20 protein-coding genes, 1 pseudogene and 1 riboswitch are annotated in these 17,997 nt (G+C 42.5%); of the genes and pseudogenes, 4 read left to right on the forward strand and 17 right to left on the reverse strand.

From position 1 onward, the window contains the following. Window positions 1-6: 6 nt before the first annotated feature. The 7 genes from essB to AE2B122_RS17600 form a co-directional block, all read right to left on the reverse strand. Entirely contained in the window at window positions 7-1,281 is a 1,275-nt protein-coding gene (essB, locus tag AE2B122_RS17570; protein WP_175074904.1) for a type VII secretion protein EssB, read from the reverse strand. 43 nt (window positions 1,282-1,324) lie between these two features. After that, complete coding sequence (locus tag AE2B122_RS17575; RefSeq protein ID WP_175074905.1) at window positions 1,325-1,579, reverse strand: EsaB/YukD family protein; 255 nt, start codon at window positions 1,577-1,579, stop codon at window positions 1,325-1,327. 10 nt (window positions 1,580-1,589) lie between these two features. Further along, window positions 1,590-2,087, reverse strand: a complete 498-nt coding sequence (essA, locus tag AE2B122_RS17580; RefSeq protein ID WP_175074906.1) for a type VII secretion protein EssA — start codon at window positions 2,085-2,087, stop codon at window positions 1,590-1,592. Then, window positions 2,062-5,580: a type VII secretion protein EsaA gene (esaA, locus tag AE2B122_RS17585; RefSeq protein ID WP_254593549.1), complete on the reverse strand. Its 3,519-nt coding sequence runs from the start codon at window positions 5,578-5,580 to the stop codon at window positions 2,062-2,064. Before esaA ends, essA begins: the two co-directional genes overlap by 26 nt. Before the next feature lie 185 nt (window positions 5,581-5,765). After that, window positions 5,766-6,062 (reverse strand): WXG100 family type VII secretion target, encoded by a 297-nt coding sequence (locus AE2B122_RS17590; RefSeq protein ID WP_175074908.1) that lies wholly within the window; start codon window positions 6,060-6,062, stop codon window positions 5,766-5,768. Between the two features lie 359 nt (window positions 6,063-6,421). Beyond that, window positions 6,422-6,736, reverse strand: a complete 315-nt coding sequence (locus AE2B122_RS17595) for a multidrug efflux SMR transporter (protein WP_038559616.1) — start codon at window positions 6,734-6,736, stop codon at window positions 6,422-6,424. Then, entirely contained in the window at window positions 6,736-7,077 is a 342-nt protein-coding gene (locus AE2B122_RS17600; RefSeq protein ID WP_095271610.1) for a multidrug efflux SMR transporter, read from the reverse strand. The genes AE2B122_RS17595 and AE2B122_RS17600 overlap by 1 nt, the downstream gene beginning before the upstream one ends. A gap of 39 nt (window positions 7,078-7,116) precedes the next feature. After that, window positions 7,117-7,213: riboswitch (guanidine-I (ykkC/yxkD leader) on the reverse strand. Window positions 7,214-7,307: 94 nt separating this feature from the next. Between AE2B122_RS17600 and AE2B122_RS17605 the strand changes: the two genes are divergently transcribed. Together AE2B122_RS17605 and AE2B122_RS17610 are read left to right on the forward strand one after the other, a co-directional pair. Beyond that, complete coding sequence (locus AE2B122_RS17605; protein ID WP_175074909.1) at window positions 7,308-8,081, forward strand: arylamine N-acetyltransferase; 774 nt, start codon at window positions 7,308-7,310, stop codon at window positions 8,079-8,081. Between the two features lie 13 nt (window positions 8,082-8,094). Next, window positions 8,095-8,271: pseudogene (locus tag AE2B122_RS17610) on the forward strand (GNAT family N-acetyltransferase); the annotation flags it as partial. 22 nt (window positions 8,272-8,293) lie between these two features. On the opposite strand, the gene AE2B122_RS17615 reads toward AE2B122_RS17610, so the two are convergent. The 5 genes from AE2B122_RS17615 to AE2B122_RS17635 form a co-directional block, all read right to left on the reverse strand. Beyond that, complete coding sequence (locus AE2B122_RS17615; RefSeq protein WP_095217391.1) at window positions 8,294-8,587, reverse strand: putative quinol monooxygenase; 294 nt, start codon at window positions 8,585-8,587, stop codon at window positions 8,294-8,296. 13 nt (window positions 8,588-8,600) lie between these two features. Further along, a complete protein-coding gene (locus AE2B122_RS17620; protein WP_175074911.1) occupies window positions 8,601-9,245 on the reverse strand; it encodes a nitroreductase family protein in 645 nt (214 codons plus the stop codon). Beyond that, a complete protein-coding gene (locus AE2B122_RS17625) occupies window positions 9,242-9,697 on the reverse strand; it encodes a MarR family winged helix-turn-helix transcriptional regulator (RefSeq protein ID WP_175074912.1) in 456 nt (151 codons plus the stop codon). The genes AE2B122_RS17620 and AE2B122_RS17625 overlap by 4 nt, the downstream gene beginning before the upstream one ends. Window positions 9,698-9,818: 121 nt before the next feature. Further along, window positions 9,819-10,643, reverse strand: coding sequence for an SDR family oxidoreductase (locus AE2B122_RS17630; protein WP_175074913.1), 825 nt, complete (start codon window positions 10,641-10,643; stop codon window positions 9,819-9,821). Between the two features lie 203 nt (window positions 10,644-10,846). Then, window positions 10,847-11,320, reverse strand: a complete 474-nt coding sequence (locus tag AE2B122_RS17635; protein ID WP_175074914.1) for a cell wall hydrolase — start codon at window positions 11,318-11,320, stop codon at window positions 10,847-10,849. Between the two features lie 366 nt (window positions 11,321-11,686). Here AE2B122_RS17635 and AE2B122_RS17640 point away from each other — a divergent pair, with 366 nt between their 5' ends. Next, window positions 11,687-11,959, forward strand: coding sequence for a hypothetical protein (locus AE2B122_RS17640; RefSeq protein ID WP_175074915.1), 273 nt, complete (start codon window positions 11,687-11,689; stop codon window positions 11,957-11,959). A 74-nt stretch (window positions 11,960-12,033) separates the two neighbouring features. Beyond that, on the forward strand, window positions 12,034-12,186 hold the full coding sequence (locus AE2B122_RS17645; RefSeq protein ID WP_141230034.1) for a DUF4021 domain-containing protein: 153 nt from the start codon (window positions 12,034-12,036) through the stop codon (window positions 12,184-12,186). A 502-nt stretch (window positions 12,187-12,688) separates the two neighbouring features. Here the strand turns inward: AE2B122_RS17645 and AE2B122_RS17650 are convergent. The 5 genes from AE2B122_RS17650 to surE all read right to left on the reverse strand — a co-directional run bounded on the left by AE2B122_RS17650 (window position 12,689) and on the right by surE (window position 17,774). Further along, complete coding sequence (locus tag AE2B122_RS17650; protein WP_175074916.1) at window positions 12,689-13,060, reverse strand: DUF2513 domain-containing protein; 372 nt, start codon at window positions 13,058-13,060, stop codon at window positions 12,689-12,691. Between the two features lie 90 nt (window positions 13,061-13,150). After that, a complete protein-coding gene (locus AE2B122_RS17655; RefSeq protein WP_175074917.1) occupies window positions 13,151-14,230 on the reverse strand; it encodes an ABC transporter ATP-binding protein in 1,080 nt (359 codons plus the stop codon). Further along, window positions 14,227-15,933 (reverse strand): iron ABC transporter permease, encoded by a 1,707-nt coding sequence (locus tag AE2B122_RS17660; RefSeq protein ID WP_175074918.1) that lies wholly within the window; start codon window positions 15,931-15,933, stop codon window positions 14,227-14,229. Before AE2B122_RS17660 ends, AE2B122_RS17655 begins: the two co-directional genes overlap by 4 nt. Window positions 15,934-15,951: 18 nt before the next feature. Continuing rightward, window positions 15,952-16,971: an ABC transporter substrate-binding protein gene (locus AE2B122_RS17665; RefSeq protein ID WP_175074919.1), complete on the reverse strand. Its 1,020-nt coding sequence runs from the start codon at window positions 16,969-16,971 to the stop codon at window positions 15,952-15,954. A gap of 14 nt (window positions 16,972-16,985) precedes the next feature. Then, window positions 16,986-17,774: a 5'/3'-nucleotidase SurE gene (gene surE / locus AE2B122_RS17670; protein ID WP_095217382.1), complete on the reverse strand. Its 789-nt coding sequence runs from the start codon at window positions 17,772-17,774 to the stop codon at window positions 16,986-16,988. Between the last annotated feature and the right edge of the window lie 223 nt (window positions 17,775-17,997).

A 17,997-nucleotide genomic window follows, 5' to 3' on the forward strand; every position in this document is an offset into this window, starting at 1 on the left:
TAGACATCATTTCTCTTCTTCTTGCTTATTCTCATCATTATTTTCTTCTTGTGCGTTCTGCTGTTCCTCTGATGCAGCTTCCTGATCAGGTGCAGCTTCATTACCAGAATCCTCACCAAGAGGATCTAAATTATATTCTTCCAGCAATTTATCAAGCTGATTTTGGAGATCTTCAACTTGTCTATCTCGTTCTGTTCCAGATATATCTGGGTTGTTTTTCACTTGTTCGATCTTCTTGATCAATCCGTAGATAATCAGCTGTGGATCATCGATATATTTGGCCTTTTCCAAGGAAGTATCCAATTCACCACGGCCATTGTATATCCAATAAAGCAGGTAATCCTGGTCACTTTTCAGTGTCACATTCTTTAAAATCGATTCTTTTTCTTCGTCAGATAAAGCTTCTACCTGAATATAGGAGTACGCCAGTGTATATTTTGTCTGGCTCGGCATCTTTTCCGGATCTTCATCTGCCAGAGTTGAAATAACGTCATTGTAATTATTCGCCAGGAACTCGCCATGCGCTTCCAATTGCTTATCTTGAAAAGGGTCCTTAATCAGCGCTAAGTAAATAAGGGGTGCAGCCAGCAAAACACTAAGGATGATCATGATGATGGATAAACGTTTATATAATCTAAAACGTTTCGTTGGTAAGAAGCTCATCGTCTTATCTGTTTTTTTCTGTTCTTTTGCATAGCTCTCTTGCAAGAATTGTTTTATGTCTTCGATTGTTTCAAGCTTTTGGATCTTCTTCTCAAAATCTGATTCATTTGCGTTCTCAAGGGAACCATGATAAAGCTGGTCAAAAGAATATTTTTTAGAAAACATGGCGATGCTCATGCATTTATACTGTTTAAGGAATGTCTCTGACTGCATATCGAATGGGGGTACGATATCACGGACACCGCGGTGGATCACTTGCGGCATTAAATTCTCATCGAAGACGAGATTGTCAGGATGAAGGAAAAACGTGATCCGACTGGTAAGGAAACGTTCAAGCTTGCCAATATTGCTCAGAATGCGCAGTTTATCATCCTGACGCAGCTTTTGGACGTCAGACCATTTTTTATGATTGGGATTGGTGTTGTAGATGAAAACTAAAGTATCTTCCTCTTCTTGTACCTCCATTGGCACAAACTGATCGAAAGGTTGGTGCATCAAATGCAGCTGCCGGATATCTTTTACCGAGGTTTGTGATTTGGGCAATGTTATCCGAATTTCTTGTTTATCCTGCTGCAGAGTATATGTAGCGTTATCCAATTCTATTTTTCTCTCATTCATGTTTGGCTGGCTCCTTCACAATTAGCACAGATGGCTCTTTATATTACAAGACTACTAGTACATCGCCGTCTGTGACTGGATAGTCTCTTAGATAGTCATCATCCGCCAGGACAAGATGCTTGGTCACGATCTTGATCGTGGAATGGATGTTATTTGATTCGATATGCAATGTATCCATCACATGATGAAGCAGCTGCTTCACTGTCAATTGAGTGGGAATACGTAAGTCATAGACAGATCCTGCTCCGCTGACAGATTGTAGATCCATAGTGACGTTAATATGTTTCGTGTTTGCCATCGTCTTTCTCCTAGTCTAATAATTTTCGCATCATCATATACAAGCCGATGCATAACGCGAGCGCTATCCCGATCAGGAAGTAAAGTACTCCGTTTCCGGAATCCGTCTCCGTTTGATCTTCTGCCTTTTGACCACTGGCTGCTTCCGAGGTATAATCTGCGGTAAACAAGGTATCCTGCACTTCCTCTAATGGTGCTTGCTTGTTGATATCAAGTGTAAAAACACTATCTCGCAATGCTTCTACATCTTCCCTCTTAATGTCAGCTTTTTGCTGAATATCGTCTGTTGTTTCGTCATTGAACAGTCCAGGGAATACTTTTTCCTTCTCTGTTTCCCGGGTATCTGCCCCAACATCTTTATCCTTTTGTATACGGTCGATTTGCATCTGGAGACTTCCGCGTTCATTTTCCTCAGAATGACTTTCTGCTGATACCTCTATAGGTAGAAGTATCAGCAGAAAAATGGTGAATATGAACGCCAAATCAACCAGCTTCCGTTTGGTTTTCATCGGCATTATCTACTCCTTTATCCGATTGGTTAATGACCAATAGGTTGGCAAGGGCACCAATAGCTGCTGCGATGACCAGTGCAAAGATCGCAACAACGTAGTTAACCGAGCCTTCTACAATACGAAGCATGAATGTTTCCATGTACTGTAGAGGAGAAAACTTCTCAATTGTCGGGAATGCTGTGCTTGCTGTACCGATGGCATCTGTAAAGAATAGATACAGACTGAATATCGCCAGCAAGATGAACATCCCAATCATTTTCATTTGTCTTAACAAATATGTCGCTATCAACAGCATTGCCGTAATAAGCAGAGCCATGACAGCTGTCAATTGAAGCTTATTCAGATCGTCAATTGGCAAATAGTAACTGGATACGATACCAATAACGATACCTTCCAGCAGCCCAATACCAGCTGTAATGATTGTAATTGGTGCATGCTGTACCATCAGTGATGTATCAGATGCGAATTGGTCATCCTGTTTTCGTCTCATATGCAAAGTTGAGATGACATAAGCCGTAAAGAGAACGACAATGAAACTAATCAACACAAGATAATATGGCGTGAAGATTGTCTCGCTTTGAGCTGCAATCGTACCTTCATTGCTTGTTTGGACAGGATTGGAAAGGAAATCATAAAGATTCTCGTTCTGTCTGTCCCCGACTCGGCTATTTGCCAGCACTTCCGTGAAGTTCTCCGTGAAGTTCTGATCATCAGACAGCTTGTCTGTCAGATTGGAAGCAAGCGTCTCCGCATCGCTCACGAGTCCAGTACCGCTTTGTTCAATCTCTTTCGCTTGCGTATCAATGTTGTCAAATGTCTCATAAACTTGATCAGCTGTATTCGTATTGCTTTGTGCTTGCTCAGCTAGTGATTGACTCGACATCAGAAGTGGCTGGAATTCACTGCCCAATGTCAGGACAGCTTCCTGTTCACCCTGTGCATTCGTTTGGATTTCTGTCTGACCGTCGAGAAGCGCCATAACTTGATCACGCCAAGCGGTGACATCCTCCAATGTCTGATTCACATTGTCATTCAAGACAGCTGCTTGCTCTGTTGTTGCAGCAACTTGGCCTGTTAATGTATCCGCACCTGCAATAGCTTGCTGCACCTCTGACTGGTAGTTGCTGACTTGCTGCCGGAAAGCCTCTGCTGGTGTTTGAAGCTGTTCTGTGACGCTGCCAGTGATTTGGCCAGTCATATAATCTGTGAGTAGATCCTTGATGTCTTTTTCGTTAAATAGGTAATATAGTGAATCCTTGCTAGCTAACTCCTTTAAACTCTTAGAATAAAAATCATCTGGAAGTCCTTTTTCTAAGTATAGCCCGAGATAGCTTTGATATTGTGATTCTAATTCTTGATAAGGAGAAATAGTATTCGTTACTGCCTCAATTAAATCCCTTGCTGACTTATCCATATCTTCTACGTTAGAAGTTACAATACGCTGAATACTATTGTCTTTGATGATCAGTTTCTCAGGTTCAGGTTTTTCCTCATCCTCCGGTTTATCCTCGCCTGGCTGATTGCCTGGTTCATCTGGCGTAACTGGGTCAGTTGGTTCTACAGGATTATTTGTATCACCGCCTCCCTGATTTACTTCCTCATCATCTGCGGGCGGAACAGTTGGTATCTCCTCATTTTCATCAGGGTTTGTTCCATTTTCAGGCGGCGTTTCCCCACTTTCAGACGGAAGTTCTTCAACAGGAAGCTCTTCTTCTGTTGTTCCATCCTCGGCTTCTTGCTCTTCTTCATTCTTTACCTGAGTGGTCGCAATCAGATTGCCAGTTGTTGGCGCATAAGCCATTTCATCTGGCTTTTCAACATTTTCAACATCCTTCTGATCGAGGGTCCAGCTCCATTTAATAGGCTTGAGAACATTAAAGCCACTTTCGCTTTCCTTTTTAACAAAGATAGCCTTTACTGTGAATTCACCTGGTTCGTTTGAAGGTAACTCAATTTGGCCGTCTCTAATCGCCTCTGTATATTGTTCTTCTTGACCATTCGGTAACTGAAGCTTTAATTCTTTTAAACGGAATCCTTCTGGTTCATTAAGTCGGAAAATCTGGCCCTCTTTTTTGTTTGCCGGAATTTGTACAGTATCTTCCACTTCTACGCCATTCATGAGCTTTTCGTTCAACCTATCAAACTCATCTTTTAATGTAGGAGAAGAATTATCGTAAATCGGCACATTAAAATCAGAACCATATTTTTTCGTCGTTTTTATAACATTCGTGATCTCGTTCACTGTTTCATCCGGTAACCCTACACCCTGAAATTCTTCAGGATCCAAGGAAGGCAATCTATCGATAATGTTGTTGATTCTGTTTAAGGCAACCTGATCCGGATTTTCAAACAGTAAGTTGATGTTTAGATTTTCTTCGTCATCCAGTTCTTCTGCAATCGTACTCTTGATTCTCTCTTCGATTTTAGCCCTGAATTGCTCATTACTTTCCGTCAGATACGCGTCAATATCCTGTTGGAGAGCTGCAACTCTTTCAGAAGAATCCTGCAGCTGCTGCTGTAAGGAGACGGAACTCGAATAGATATTAGTCGTATTTAAAGATGTAACTGGACGGTTCATAACTGAATCTACAGCATTCTGCTGACTTGCTGCGAATTGACGGTTGATTGCTTCATTCGCAGCAACAAGCTGATCCAGTCGCTGGTCGACTTCTCCAGCCGTCAATCCTTGACTGAATTGATTGATTAGATCCTGGAAGTTTACTAGTTCCGTATTATTCGTTTCTTTTAAATTCATCACTTCGTCCAGGTTGCTGACGAAGTCTTCTCCGAGCTGCGTTTCGTCAACCAGCTGATCTTCATAAGAAGCCAGCAGCTCACCGAAACTTGTGAAGCTTTCTTTTGAAACTTCTGTATTGTCTCTTACCATGCCAAATTGATCGGTGTAACCAGACAATGGCTGGAACACATTTGAGTTATAGGAATTCGTATATGCCGCTTGACGGTTGACCATCTGACCGATGCTATCCTGTGCATTCTGCAGATTCCCGATGATGCTGGCAAAATACACATCAATAACTCTTCTGTTAAAATCATTCAGGATATCACTTGCTGTTTTCTCCGCTTCTTCCTTCATACGCGGATTTTCAGATGCATTGATTTTATACTGCAGCACTACTTGTTCGGGTGCTTCAGCAGTAATATTGAGTGATTTCTCCGAAAAGTCATTGGGAATTACGATCATCATATCGTATGTATTATTCTTCAAGCCGCTTTCCGCAACTCCCCGACTTACGACGAACCACTCATGATTCTCATTCTCACTAACCGAATTGACAAAGGCATCTCCAAAGGCAAGCTCGGTACCATTAAACGTAGAACCTTGGTCTTCATTGACAAGTGCAACCGACATATTCTGTGTTTGCGGCTGTTCTGCTGTCTTCGTCGTTTCCTGGTGCAAGGTTAAGTAAGATAAACCTGATGCTAGCAGTACGATAAGTACTAAAAATAAAATCCATCTTTTATCAAACATCTTCAATGTATTATCAACTCCTGGTGTCTCCAGTTTCCAAAGTATATTTTATAAAGTAGGGTTTAAAACAAAAGTACATGAACAGAAAAACTTAGATTTTTACAGTAATTGGGCTACATAACGCATGCGTCATGCAGCCCACCCTGTCGTTTCATGCGACGGTCAAACAGCAGCCGGATGGATGCTTATCTGAAGCCGAAGTTTTGTGATAGTGCTTCGTCCTGATCTTGTACTGCTTGAGCTGTTTTCTCGAGCTGTAGTTGGATATCAAGCATAAGCTGGGAGAACTCTTGAACTTTAGGTTTCAGCTGTATGAATTGATCATCAAAGCGATCGAAAGCTCTACCTTCCCACTCTGAACGAAGTTGTACCTGAAGGTTATTTAGATCTGTAAGAACGTCATTGATTGTTTGAGATCCATTGCCATATCTCTTTGCATGGTTTTGTAACTGCTCTGGGGTCATGCGAATTTGTCCAGCCATTTACTCAGCTCCTTATTTAATATTTTACAGAAGGTTGTAGTGATTCCAATAAATGTATACCCAATACCTTCTAAAATAAATCCTAAAGAAAGGAAAAATTAAAGTCAACGAAGTATGAAACGATTTCCAGAAATTAAGAGGTAAGTCCCGAAATCGACTAGGCATATATCCCGGTTTATGAAAAGAAATAATTTAGTACCATTATAAAAGTCTTATAAACTGGTAATTTGAGGTTTTTTGCAAAATTGGGACGAATTGTATTGAAAAAGAGTTTTTACAATTATTTAACACTAATATGACCGCACTTCACATCAGAATTAATTAGCAAAAAGAGCATGTGTCTCCACATGCTCCTCCTTTTAAGCGATCAATTTCAATCCTACAGCCGAAGCCAATATCATCGCAATACAGACAAGTCTTTTCCAATCCTTTGATTCCTGGAAGAAAAGCATTCCGACTATCGCTCCTCCGGCAGTTCCTATCCCAGTCCAAATAGCATAAGCAGTCCCCATTGGCAGGTACGACATGCTATAGGATAAGCAGCCAAAGCTTCCCGCGAACCCAAGAATGAATATGCTAATGTTCTTGAAGCTAGGCTTTTCATTGAGTTTGTTGATCATTGTCACACCAAGCACTTCAAACATACCTGCTATAATAAGCACAATCCAAGCCATCAGGCATCCTCCTCTGTCGTCTGTTTGTCTCCAGTTACGAGCTTAAGACCAATAACCCCCAATAAAAGGACGGCGATCAATGCGACCTTTGCTAGTTTGAAAGGTTCGCCGAAAAATAACATGTCCACAATAACGGTACCCGTTGATCCAATACCGACGAAGACCGCATATACGGTTCCGACAGGCATATGCTTGCTCGCCTGCAGCATCAAATAAAAGCTAAGTAAGATACATATAATCGTACCTGCCCATTCAAGTGTGTTATTTGCGTGCTTTAGCCCGATAACCCATAAAACTTCGATTATTCCTGCCAGAATGACGCTAAGCCACTGTTTTGTCATACTCATTTCCTCCAATCAAAAAAAGCCTGGGAGATAGAAATCTCCCAGGCTTTTATCCTTCCGTGTCACAGCATTGCTGTGCGTTTTCTCTCGGACCAGGCCAGGCTTTCGCTGCGGAACCCTAGAAAACTATCTGCCATATTCATTTGGTCATTATAAGGGATACAAAAGCACGATGCAAGCAATTATGTTACGAAGTATTTATACTAAATATGTCAGGAGGAATTACGATGCAAACATTTAAAACCCTATTTCAGCAGCGGACTAATATGAATGTCGAAGTGACCTTCGAAACTCTGCCAATTCTATTACAACATTTCGCTCAGGCCCTTCCATTTGAGAACTTGCGAATTATCAATAATAATAAAAGCCTTCTATCAAAAGAAGGTCTGCAGAAAAAAATCCTAATCCGTAAAGAAGGCGGCGTCTGTTATGAATTAAATACGCTCCTTTATTATTATTTAGAAGAATGTGGATTCGATGTCACCTTAGTATCTGCCTGTATTTACGACCAGAAATCGAATGACTGGAGTACTACTGGCAATACCCATGTTACTATCCTTTTGAAGCATAATAGTGAAAAATATATTGTCGATGCCGGATTTGGAGCTAATATACCACTTGCCCCACTACCTTTAACAGGAGAAGTTATGACAACTGCTAATGGCCAATTCCGTATTAAGCCCACTGTCGAAGGTTATACACTGGATTTAAAATTAGAAGGTCGAGACAACGATTGGCGTGTAGGATATAGCTTTATAGAAGATAACCGGATAACTGACATGACCGAACTGGAACAAATGCAGCAGATTATCGAGACACATCCTGCTTCCCCATTCAATAAATCACCGTTGCTTACAAAAAGGACGACAGATGGTCTTTACATTTTAACGCCCTCTTCTTTTACACAGTGGCACAACGGTGTCCCTGTGAAACAAACAATTGGCGAAGAAGAATATAGAATGTTTCTACAAACTAAATTTGAAATGAAAGGGCTGCAATAAATGCGGTCTTTTTTTTGTGGGTGTAAGCAAGGACTACAGAATTTTTGGTTATGGACGTTCACTCGTTCTAGCTGCTCTTCATGATGCAACCGAAAACGGTTTCCGTGAACTTCTCATTTCCGAAGCAGGACCAATTGAATTCTATGAACGAGTACTTCCACTAAAACTGCACACAAAAGAAAAGGGATGACCATGACGGTCATCCCTTTCAATTAATTCAATTTCTCACCTTGATAAACATCTGCTGCCAATGGTGCACTAAGCATTTCTTTGGCAGCTGCACTGAATTTCTGGAAGTGGCTGCTCGTATTATGTGCTTGAACAGCCTCCATGTCCTTCCAATTTTCCACCATAACAAAGCTGTTAGCATCTTTTGGATCTTGGAATAGGTCGTAGCTGTTATTGCCAGCTTCGGCACGGCTTTCTTCCATAACTGCTTCGATTTCTTGAAGGAATTCTTCTTTTTTCTCTGGTTTAACTGACATTCTAGCGTGGATGATTATCATAGTTTCTCTCTCCTTATTTCCATTCTGTAATTTGTTCTACCGGCATGCGGTAGGATTTGTAGCCTGCATCTGCTGCTTTCCCGATAGAAAGCAGCATGACAGGAACATAACGATCCTTATCCAAATCGAATGCTTCAGCGATTTGATCTTTCTCAAACCCGCCAATCGGATTTGTATCGTATCCATATGCCTTTGCAGTCAACATTAGCTGCATAGATACTAAACCGCTATCGATAAGGATTGTTTCCCTATTTTGCTTTTCCGTAATACCAGAAAGCAGATTACGGATCGAAACAACTTGCTGATCTTTAACTTCTAGGGGCATCAGACCATTCTCTACTGCTTTTCCATAGATTTCTTCCAAGTAGTCAAGATTATTCATATCAGCAAAAACGGCGATTACTGCAGATGAAGTTTTCACTTGCTGTTGATTGAATCTGGCAAGCGGTGCAAGCTTCGCTTTTGCTTCCGGACTCTCAATGACTACAAAACGCCAAGGCTGCAGGTTAACGGAAGATGGCGCCTTCGTTGCAACAGTAAGGATTTCGGACATTTCTTCCTTGGTGATTTTCACGTTTTCATCGTACGTACGGATGGAACGGCGCTCCTGCACGATTTGCAGGAAAGCCTCTTTGTTGTATATTGGTGTTTCGTTCATTTATTTTCTCCTCCTAGCTGATCCTTCGTGACACGGGAAACATTTTCACTGACTTTACTCAGCATTTGCAGGAATTGTTCTAGCTCTGCTTCGGAAAAGCCAGCCAGAGTCTCATTCACGAACTGGCTTTTTTCCTGATAGGATTGCTCGATATGACGCTTCGCTTCCTCCTCCAGCTTCACCCATGTAGCACGCTGGTCATCGGCTTTCTTGAAGCGTACGATAGTGCCGGCAGCCTCAAGCTGCTTCAAATGCCTGGTAACAGCAGCGGCATCGATATTGACTTCCCTTTGCAATGCTGATTGGGTTACATCCTCGTGCTGCAGCAAATAATGAAGAATTTCCACACGTGAAGGACTGGCTCCTAAGCAAGCCTCATACTTTGAGCATAGCTCCTTATTTACAGCTTGCAGCTGCAAGAAAATCTGCAGGTGGACGGAACAAGCAGTCATCGGCATAACCTCTTTCTAAATAGTTGATGCATCAATAGTTGATGGGTCAATCATATCTCGAACTAATATCTATGTCAATCCTATTGCTCAAATAAAAAAAGAGCGGGTGCTTTCCCCACTCTTATTGCGTCGTTTGTTTCCAGCTGTCGTCCATTACCATTTTACCCGGCCATGTATAAGCTGTTAGTCCTCCATCAACAATCAAGTCCTGGCCAGTGATATAGGAGCTATCATCTGACACGAGGAACAAAACAGCCTTGGCAATTTCATCTGGCGCACCAAGCCTGCCCATCGGAGCAAGCCATTTATTTGATTCACGGAATGCTTTCCCCTGTTCTTCCTCTTTCGAACCTGACAACTCATCAATTAGGGGTGTTTCTATTGTACCTGGCGAAACAGAGTTTGCCCGGATTCCTTGTCTGCCATAATCAATGGCAGTTGCTTTTGTAAAGTTAATGATACCGCCTTTAGCTGCATTATACCCGGATCTATCAAGATCTGCGAAACTGCCGCTCATAGAAGCATTATTCACGATAGTGCCCTTCCCATTTTCCAGCATAAGCGGGATAAGGAATTTGCTCATCAAGAAGGTTCCCCGCAAATCCGTCTTTTGAATGCTATCGAACAATTCAATTGGATATTCATGTACTTTACCGCCTTCCTGATCGATTCCGGCGTTATTAAAGAGTACATCTAATTTTCCATATGAATCCTTCACCTGATCAGCAAATAGCTTCACACTATTTTCATCAGAAACATCTATCTCATAAGCTTCTGCTTTTCCTCCAGCTGATTGAATGGATTCTATCAAATCTGTCATCGCATCTTTTTTGATATCCGCTACTAGTACTGTAGCTCCTTCTTCTGCAAATAAAGAAGCAGTCGCTCGTCCAATACCAGTAGCGCCTCCAGTTACGACTGCAATACGATTATCTAATTTCCCCAATGCTAACAACTCCTTCAAGTATGCTTCCCTACTGTTTTACCGGTCATAGGAGAGATAAAACATACTTTTAGTGCCACCATTGTGAGTTTTGATAATCTTCAGGTTCAAATTTTCTATTAGTGCTTATTGCTTAAAGACGCTAGGTCACGCACAGTTAAAATCACGATTAAATTTATCAGTATTAATTAATCTATTTGTCCCTATTAACGGTAAAATACATGATTGCCAATCTGCTCCACTTGCTCTTGTGTTTCCGCTATCCAGTTTGTAGTAGCTGTTTCCGGATTCATAAACCATACGATATTCTGCATATCGTCTTTTTGAACCAATGCGTCCGCCACTGCTTGTACCGTTTCATCTGTTGGTTCACTTTTCCAGATGACACCTGAGCCTACTGGCTGAAACTGGCCCTTCTGCATGATTACATCATGGATAGAATCAGGGAACTCATCACTTTCGATACGGTTAAGTACAACAGTAGCCACTGCCACCTTGCCTAGATAGTCTTCTCCGCTCGTCTCAGCTTGTACCAATCTTTGGAGCAGCTCTATTTCTTTTGTTGTATATTGTTTTTGTTCAATCGTTGTTTCTGCCAACTCTATTGTTTGGTCATCTCTATCGGTTAAAACTATAGCGGCTGGTCCGTTTACGGAATGTGTATCCTTATCTGATAACATAGGCTGGGTTCTTTCATCCGCATAAACTCTTGCAGGATAGACATTCTGTTTCAGATCCTTTATTGGCAGGTATAAAACCAGACATAGGTTACTGACAAAAAAGAAAGTCAATAAAAAAAGCGTAAGAAGTTTCTGCATAATCAAGTCCTTTTCTTCGTTATGTATGTTCATAATCAGTCCATAACGCTTATTACCCAGTCACCTTGTTTAACAAACATGAAGATGTCTCTACTAGTGTATGTTCCTGTCTGCAAACTAGTCCTGCCAATGAGTTTCTAGCTTGGAAATCTTTTCTCTTTCGCCAGGATACTTGCCCACCCTTCCCTAGACTGCTGTGCATACAGTAAAGGGACAGGAGGAATGTTTATGAGCTATACACACTATTCACATCCATATGGACAAACAACGTATACGACAGACTATAGAACGAATCAAGAGGATCAGCGCTTCGGTTTCGCTTTTATACCATTCATCGGCGGGCTTGCCGGAGGCCTTCTTGGCAGTGCTTTAATAAGCGGACCAGGTTATGGTTATAAATATGGATATAACGCTCCTTACCCGGTGCCTTATCCTGTTCCTTATCCATATCCGACACCTTATCCTTACAACAACTATTACTATTCCGCTCCACAGCGTTGAAATAGAGGGACAGCTTGACTGTCCTTACATAATTACCGCCAGGAGTGCCACACTATCGGCAGGAGGTGGGATAGATGCAGCAGAAACAGAATAAATCGAATCAGCGTGATGAATCAGCAGAAGCGATTGGTTTGGATCAAGATGAGCAAGTAATGAATGGTGATTACGGTCATCCGGAAACAGAATATGAAAACAACGCCCACAAGCAAAAGAAAACACAGCTTTAAAAGCTGTGTTTTTCTAAATCAGATAAATTTGGAAGCTATATAAGTCACGACGAACCATACTGCCAGAGCAATAACAATACCTAGCATGAACCCTTTGATAAAGGTAGACCGACTGCGCACCTGCCTGCACCTCTTTTGCTTTTTACCAATAGTCTTTACTTAGCATCCGCTTTTTATAAGTGCGCAGTTCTTTCTTATTTCTTAGCGACAGTATCAGTCTTAGCGCCTTGCTTAGCCGTCTGCTGCTGTTTTTGGTAGTCTTCCCGGAACTTGTCCCTTGCAGCGGAAAAGATGCAGAGCATACCCAACCCTCCCATATTCTTGATACTTCTGTTTTGCCAAGTTGGCTGCACTTTAAAACTTCTTTTTTACAAAAATTTCTTATAAAGACTGTTTTTTTATTTGCCAGCCTTGTTGCAATGATAGCTATTACAAATTCAACGTTGTGCCAGAAGAGCTGCTAGCTTTCACTTTATCTTTGGCTCCCACTTGTTTGAGTAAATTATTCAGAGGAATAAAATGCTTCTGCTGCTTTCGCTGCCTGTTTACGTAATACAGAAAACGGCATACTGCCTTTCTCCCTCTTCAGTTTTACGAGTAACTGCTGCCATACTTCTTCTTCCCTGATACTGTCCAGCAGTTCATGTCCTTCCCATGTCAGGCCATAAATGAGCAGTTCCTCTTCTTCCTCTTCCTCATCCAGAACAATGTCCAGCTTGATTAACTTTGCTTCTTTCATCAGCTGCAGGTGATAATTCATTTCTTCCTCGGAATACTCATCTTCCTCCGTTACTTCCAGCGCGAAACCTCCTTCTGTGAATTCTGCTTCAATATCCAATAAGAGACTTCTTATAAGAGACATATCCCGTTTCAACCGCATCACCTCCATCCATTATTTCTGTCTTTAAGTCCATTTTCCTTCAAGAAAAAAAGACTCCCTTTACGCGGGAGTCCAGTTTCACTATTACCTTAGCTCTAAAAGTACTTCTTCAGTTGCATATTGTGTCTTTCTTCTCCTTACCTGCAATCTTACTAACTCCCCTTCATGCCATGCTGGAGCAGCAATTGGAAGAGACACTTGATAATCATGGCCGTCCGTCCGAATCACATAATGCCTTTCTGTCCCCTGGAACTGGCTTATGATGACTTCTCCTTTCAACCCATCAGCCTCTGCCGGTAACAGCTGCCATTCCTCCGGTCTTACAGGGAAGAGCTGCTTTTGTTTCAGCTGTTCTGACACACCATTATCCAGCCAGCTTAACTGAGTGCCTGCAGGAGTAAAATGACTGCCATTCCACGTGCCTTCTACTAAATTTGCCTTCCCGACAAATGTCGCCACAAAAGGGGTTTCCGGACTCTGATAGATTGTTTCTGGAGTATCTGCTTGTTCAATCTGACCATGCTGCATGACCAGCACTCGATCAGCCATTGCCAGCGCCTCTCCTTGATCATGTGTGACATAAATGATAGTAGCACCCAGCTTCTTGTGGATCTGCTTGATTTCCTTTCGCATACTGATACGTAATTCTGCATCTAAAGCACTTAGAGGTTCATCCATGAGCAGAATATCCGGTTCAGGAGCTATTGCCCTAGCTAATGCAACACGCTGCTGCTGCCCGCCTGATAGTGCTGCGGGATACCTCTTCCGGAAAGGTTCCATTCCGACAAGCTGTAGCACCTCCGTTACTCTTGCTGCTTGTTCTTCAGCCGTTCGTTTTTGTGAAAAACGATGATTTTTCAATGCAAAGAGGATATGTTCCTCTACCGTCATGTGAGGCCAAAGGGCGAAAGATTGAAAAACCATGCCTATATTTCGATTTTCCGGCTTGTTGCTATGTTTAGAATTGGCTACTTCCGTATCACCAAATCGTATTGTTCCAGCCGTAGGCTTCATGAAACCAGCCATCAAACGCAGCAATGTTGTTTTTCCGCAGCCAGACGGACCAAGAATAGCAAGGAATTCCCCTTCTTGGATCGTTAAATCTACCTGACTCAATGCAGCAGTTTTCCCATAATGTTTTTTCAATCCCTGCAGTGTGATCATGCTTTTCTCCCCCTTCGTCTCCATTTACGCTGCACAATGAGATATGCAATGCCTCCGAGAAGAATTGCCAGGACAATTAGTGATGAGAAAGCTGTCGAGTATGTGCTGTAACCAGCTTGTTCGAAACTGAAAATGATTACACCGACTGTCTCAGCACCGCTGGACCAAAGCATGCTGGAGACAGTCAACTCTGTCAGCGAAGTTAGAAAAACAAGTAACGCACCACTTAGAACTCCCGGCAGAATAAGCGGCAGGAGAATTTGTCTCCATCTCGTAAACAGATTAGCACCATTTGTCCGTGCAGCCTCCTCCATTCGAACGTCCAGCTGCGAGAAAGCAGTATAACTGCCCCGAAATTGCAGAACAAAGAACCGCGTGATATAAGCAATTAAAAGAATAGCTGGTGTGCCGTATACACCTGGATACCAGCCCGGTAATGGCTGCATCCACATCAAAATGATGCAAAGAGCCAGTACTGTTCCCGGAAGTGCGTAAGGCATTGTAATTATCGCTTCCAATACCTTCGGCAATTTTCCTTGCTTATGAGAACAGTAATAAGCAAATAAAGTGCCGAATATAAGACATACAATCGCAGTGATAAGCCCTAGTAATAGGCTGTTACTTAAGGATCTAATCACTTTTTCATCCTCAAATAATAGATAGCGATAATTTTCAAGGGAAAAATTCTCCCATGTTAAATCGATGCCATATGCTTGAACGAGACTGACTGTACCCATTGCCAAGAAAGGCACAAGACTTGTACCAAGCAGAAAAATCCAAAGAACTGTCTGCAGAATTCTCCGCTTGCTTGATGGCAGTTGGATGCGTGGCTCATTATCTGGGACAGTCGTTTCTGTAACCTTGCTTCTTCTTAAAAGCCATACTTGTATCAGCGTAGCGGCTATAGCAACGATACCAAGCAATACAGAAAGAACTGCTGCCCGACTGAAAGCACTCGGCCCATATCCAATAACTTGTTCGTAGATGTATGTACTCAATACACGGATATTTGCCGGTATCCCTAGAAAAGCTGGCACACCGAAATTATCCAGATTGGATAAGAACGCAAGCAGACCACCGCTGCATATACCCGGCAAAGCCATCGGCAGAATAACTTTTCTCCAGCAGGTGAACCGTGATGCTCCCGAAACAAAAGCAGCAAGTTCTGCATCACGAGGAATCCTGCGGAATACTTGTACTGACATCAAATAAACAAGCGGGTAATGCGAGATACCGAGTACGAATATAATACCGCCAACACTATATAAATTAGGAATGAGCCAATCAGGCAACCCTCCCAGCGGCCCTGAACTGCTGAAGAACTGCACCCAAGCGAGTGTCGTAATATACGACGGGATGATAAAAGGCAAATAAATGAACAGCTGCATTACAGCCTTACCGCGAACATCCGTGTAAGCCATAATGGCAGCCATCGTTATGCCAAGAATCATGGACAAGACAGTACTGCCGAGGACGATATAAATTGTATTCCAAAGTGTTTTCCACGTAACAGACTCCATGAGCACCTCTGAATAAGCGCCAAAAGAGATGTTCTCTCCAGAGGTGAAACTCATTACTATCAGTCTGACAATCGGCAATAAGAAAAAGAAGAAAAGGATCAGCATCCCGATTAAAATAGGAAGCTTACGGAGGGCGGTATGTCTGCCTTTATTCAGCTGCCTTGATTTCATGGTTAGTTGCATGGGTTGCCCTCCTTTTGTTTATTTACCGAACAAGTCCTCGAACTGCTGTTTGTCTTTATTACGAGATGTATACAATGCTTCTGTATCGGCCTGTAATACCTTCATCTCATCGTATGTCTTAAGCCCTTCTGGCGCATCTATTCCATCTCGGATTGGAGTATATCCCAGCTCTGCTGCAAGCTTTTGTCCCTCGTCAGATAAAACATAATCTACGAATGCTTCTGCAGCTGCCGTATTATCGGTATCCTTCGTGATGCCTATCGGCTCAGTGATGACTGGTACACCTTCCTCTGGATAAACGAGTTCAACTGGAGACCCATCCGCTTTTGCCCTGGCAGCAAGATAGTCGACAATTACACCATACTGCTTGTCACCTGAAGCAACAGATTTCAGTACATCACCATTTCCTTTTACGACTGCAGTTTCCTGATTCTTGAGCTTTTCATAGAATTCCCACCCAAAATCATCTTGTCTGGTCAATACCCCAAGATTATATGCTGCAGCACCAGAGTACAGCGGACTAGGCATGACTGTCTGAGCCTTTGCATCAGCTTCTGTCAATGTACTCCAACTAGTTGGTACATCACCTGAATCGCTATTGGCAACGATTCCTGTCGCCATGATTTTCGTACCTGTATAATAATGATCCGTATCTTGAAATTCATCCGGGACGGCATCCAATTCCCCCGACTCATAGGCCTGCAGCATATCCTGTTCTTTCAGATCCTCAAATGTAACACTGTCCGCCACGAGCAGGACGTCTGCTTGCACATCACCCGCCATTTTCTCCGCATTTAGCTTGGATATTACTTCTTCAGTACCGGAACGGTAGGTTTCCACTTCCACTTCCGGGTAGCGCTTTTCAAAGCCCTCTACCAATTTCTGAGCATCAGCATCCGGCTGGGATGTATAGAAGCTGAGCGTACCGGCGATTTCTCCGTCTGAAGCACTTGCACTGGTTTCAGTGTCCTCTTGTCCGCATGCTGTAAGTGCAAACAATGCAGTACCTACGATACCTGCCATCCATTTTCTTTTCATCCCAATCTCTCCCTTTACTCTGATGTATTTGTCTCCATAGATTTGAACCAGCGTTCTACTTGCTCTTGTTTTCGTTTATAGTGCGTACGCAATTCAATTGGTGAGACGGTTATGTATCCTTCTTTCAGCAAAAGATAATCGCTTGCCGGATGGAAATCCGTAAGCTCTAGCAGCTGATCCTTCAGCCAATAATATACTTCTCCATGTGGATCATGCAGGCCAACAAAGCGATACCTCGATACACTCATGTCCATAGGGATAACTTGTATCCCTTTGAATTCCCGCTTATCAATATTTGGCAGATTGACATTCAGTAAACCGACGGATTTCGATCTATGCTGAAGCAGTACTTCGGCAACCTGATAAAACAGTGTCTTGACCTTAGAATAGTTTACAAGACGAGGCGAACTACTGTTCAAGCTGACAGAAGCGGACGGTATATCATAGAGGGAAGCTTCAATCGCTGCTGCCATCGTGCCTGAATAATAGATGTCGCGCCCTAAATTAGGACCGATATTAATCCCCGAAAAAAGGAAATCCGGTTTTTCAGGCAGCAGCACTTCCACACCAAGCTTCACACAATCAGCTGGTGTCCCGTTCAGGCTCCAGGCGCCAGCAACTCCTGGAAAATGGTACATCTCTTTGACTCGAACAGGCTGACGCAAGGTAATAGATTGACTGACAGTGTTAAACTCCTGATCCGGACAAACAACATACACCTCACCAAAATGCTGCAGTGTCTCAACCATTGCCTCTACACCAGGAGAGAAAATACCATCGTCATTGGTAACCATTATTTTCATGTGACTCCCTCCTTTACTTCCCCATAGCCAACCAAATAACTGTCAGCTGTATCATGCACAACCTTTTTAAAAGGTTCATTCCAGGAAAGCATTAACGAAAAATAAATATCTTTCACAGCATTACTCCTTTCATTTGTGCCTATATTGTTAACTGTACAAGCTGATTGTGAAGCTAGTGTTTAAAGTATTGTGAAGATATGTTTAATTGTTGTAAAAGATAGAA

This window comes from Terribacillus sp. AE2B 122, assembly GCF_902497585.1.
Taxonomy (GTDB): domain Bacteria; phylum Bacillota; class Bacilli; order Bacillales; family Amphibacillaceae; genus Terribacillus; species Terribacillus saccharophilus_A.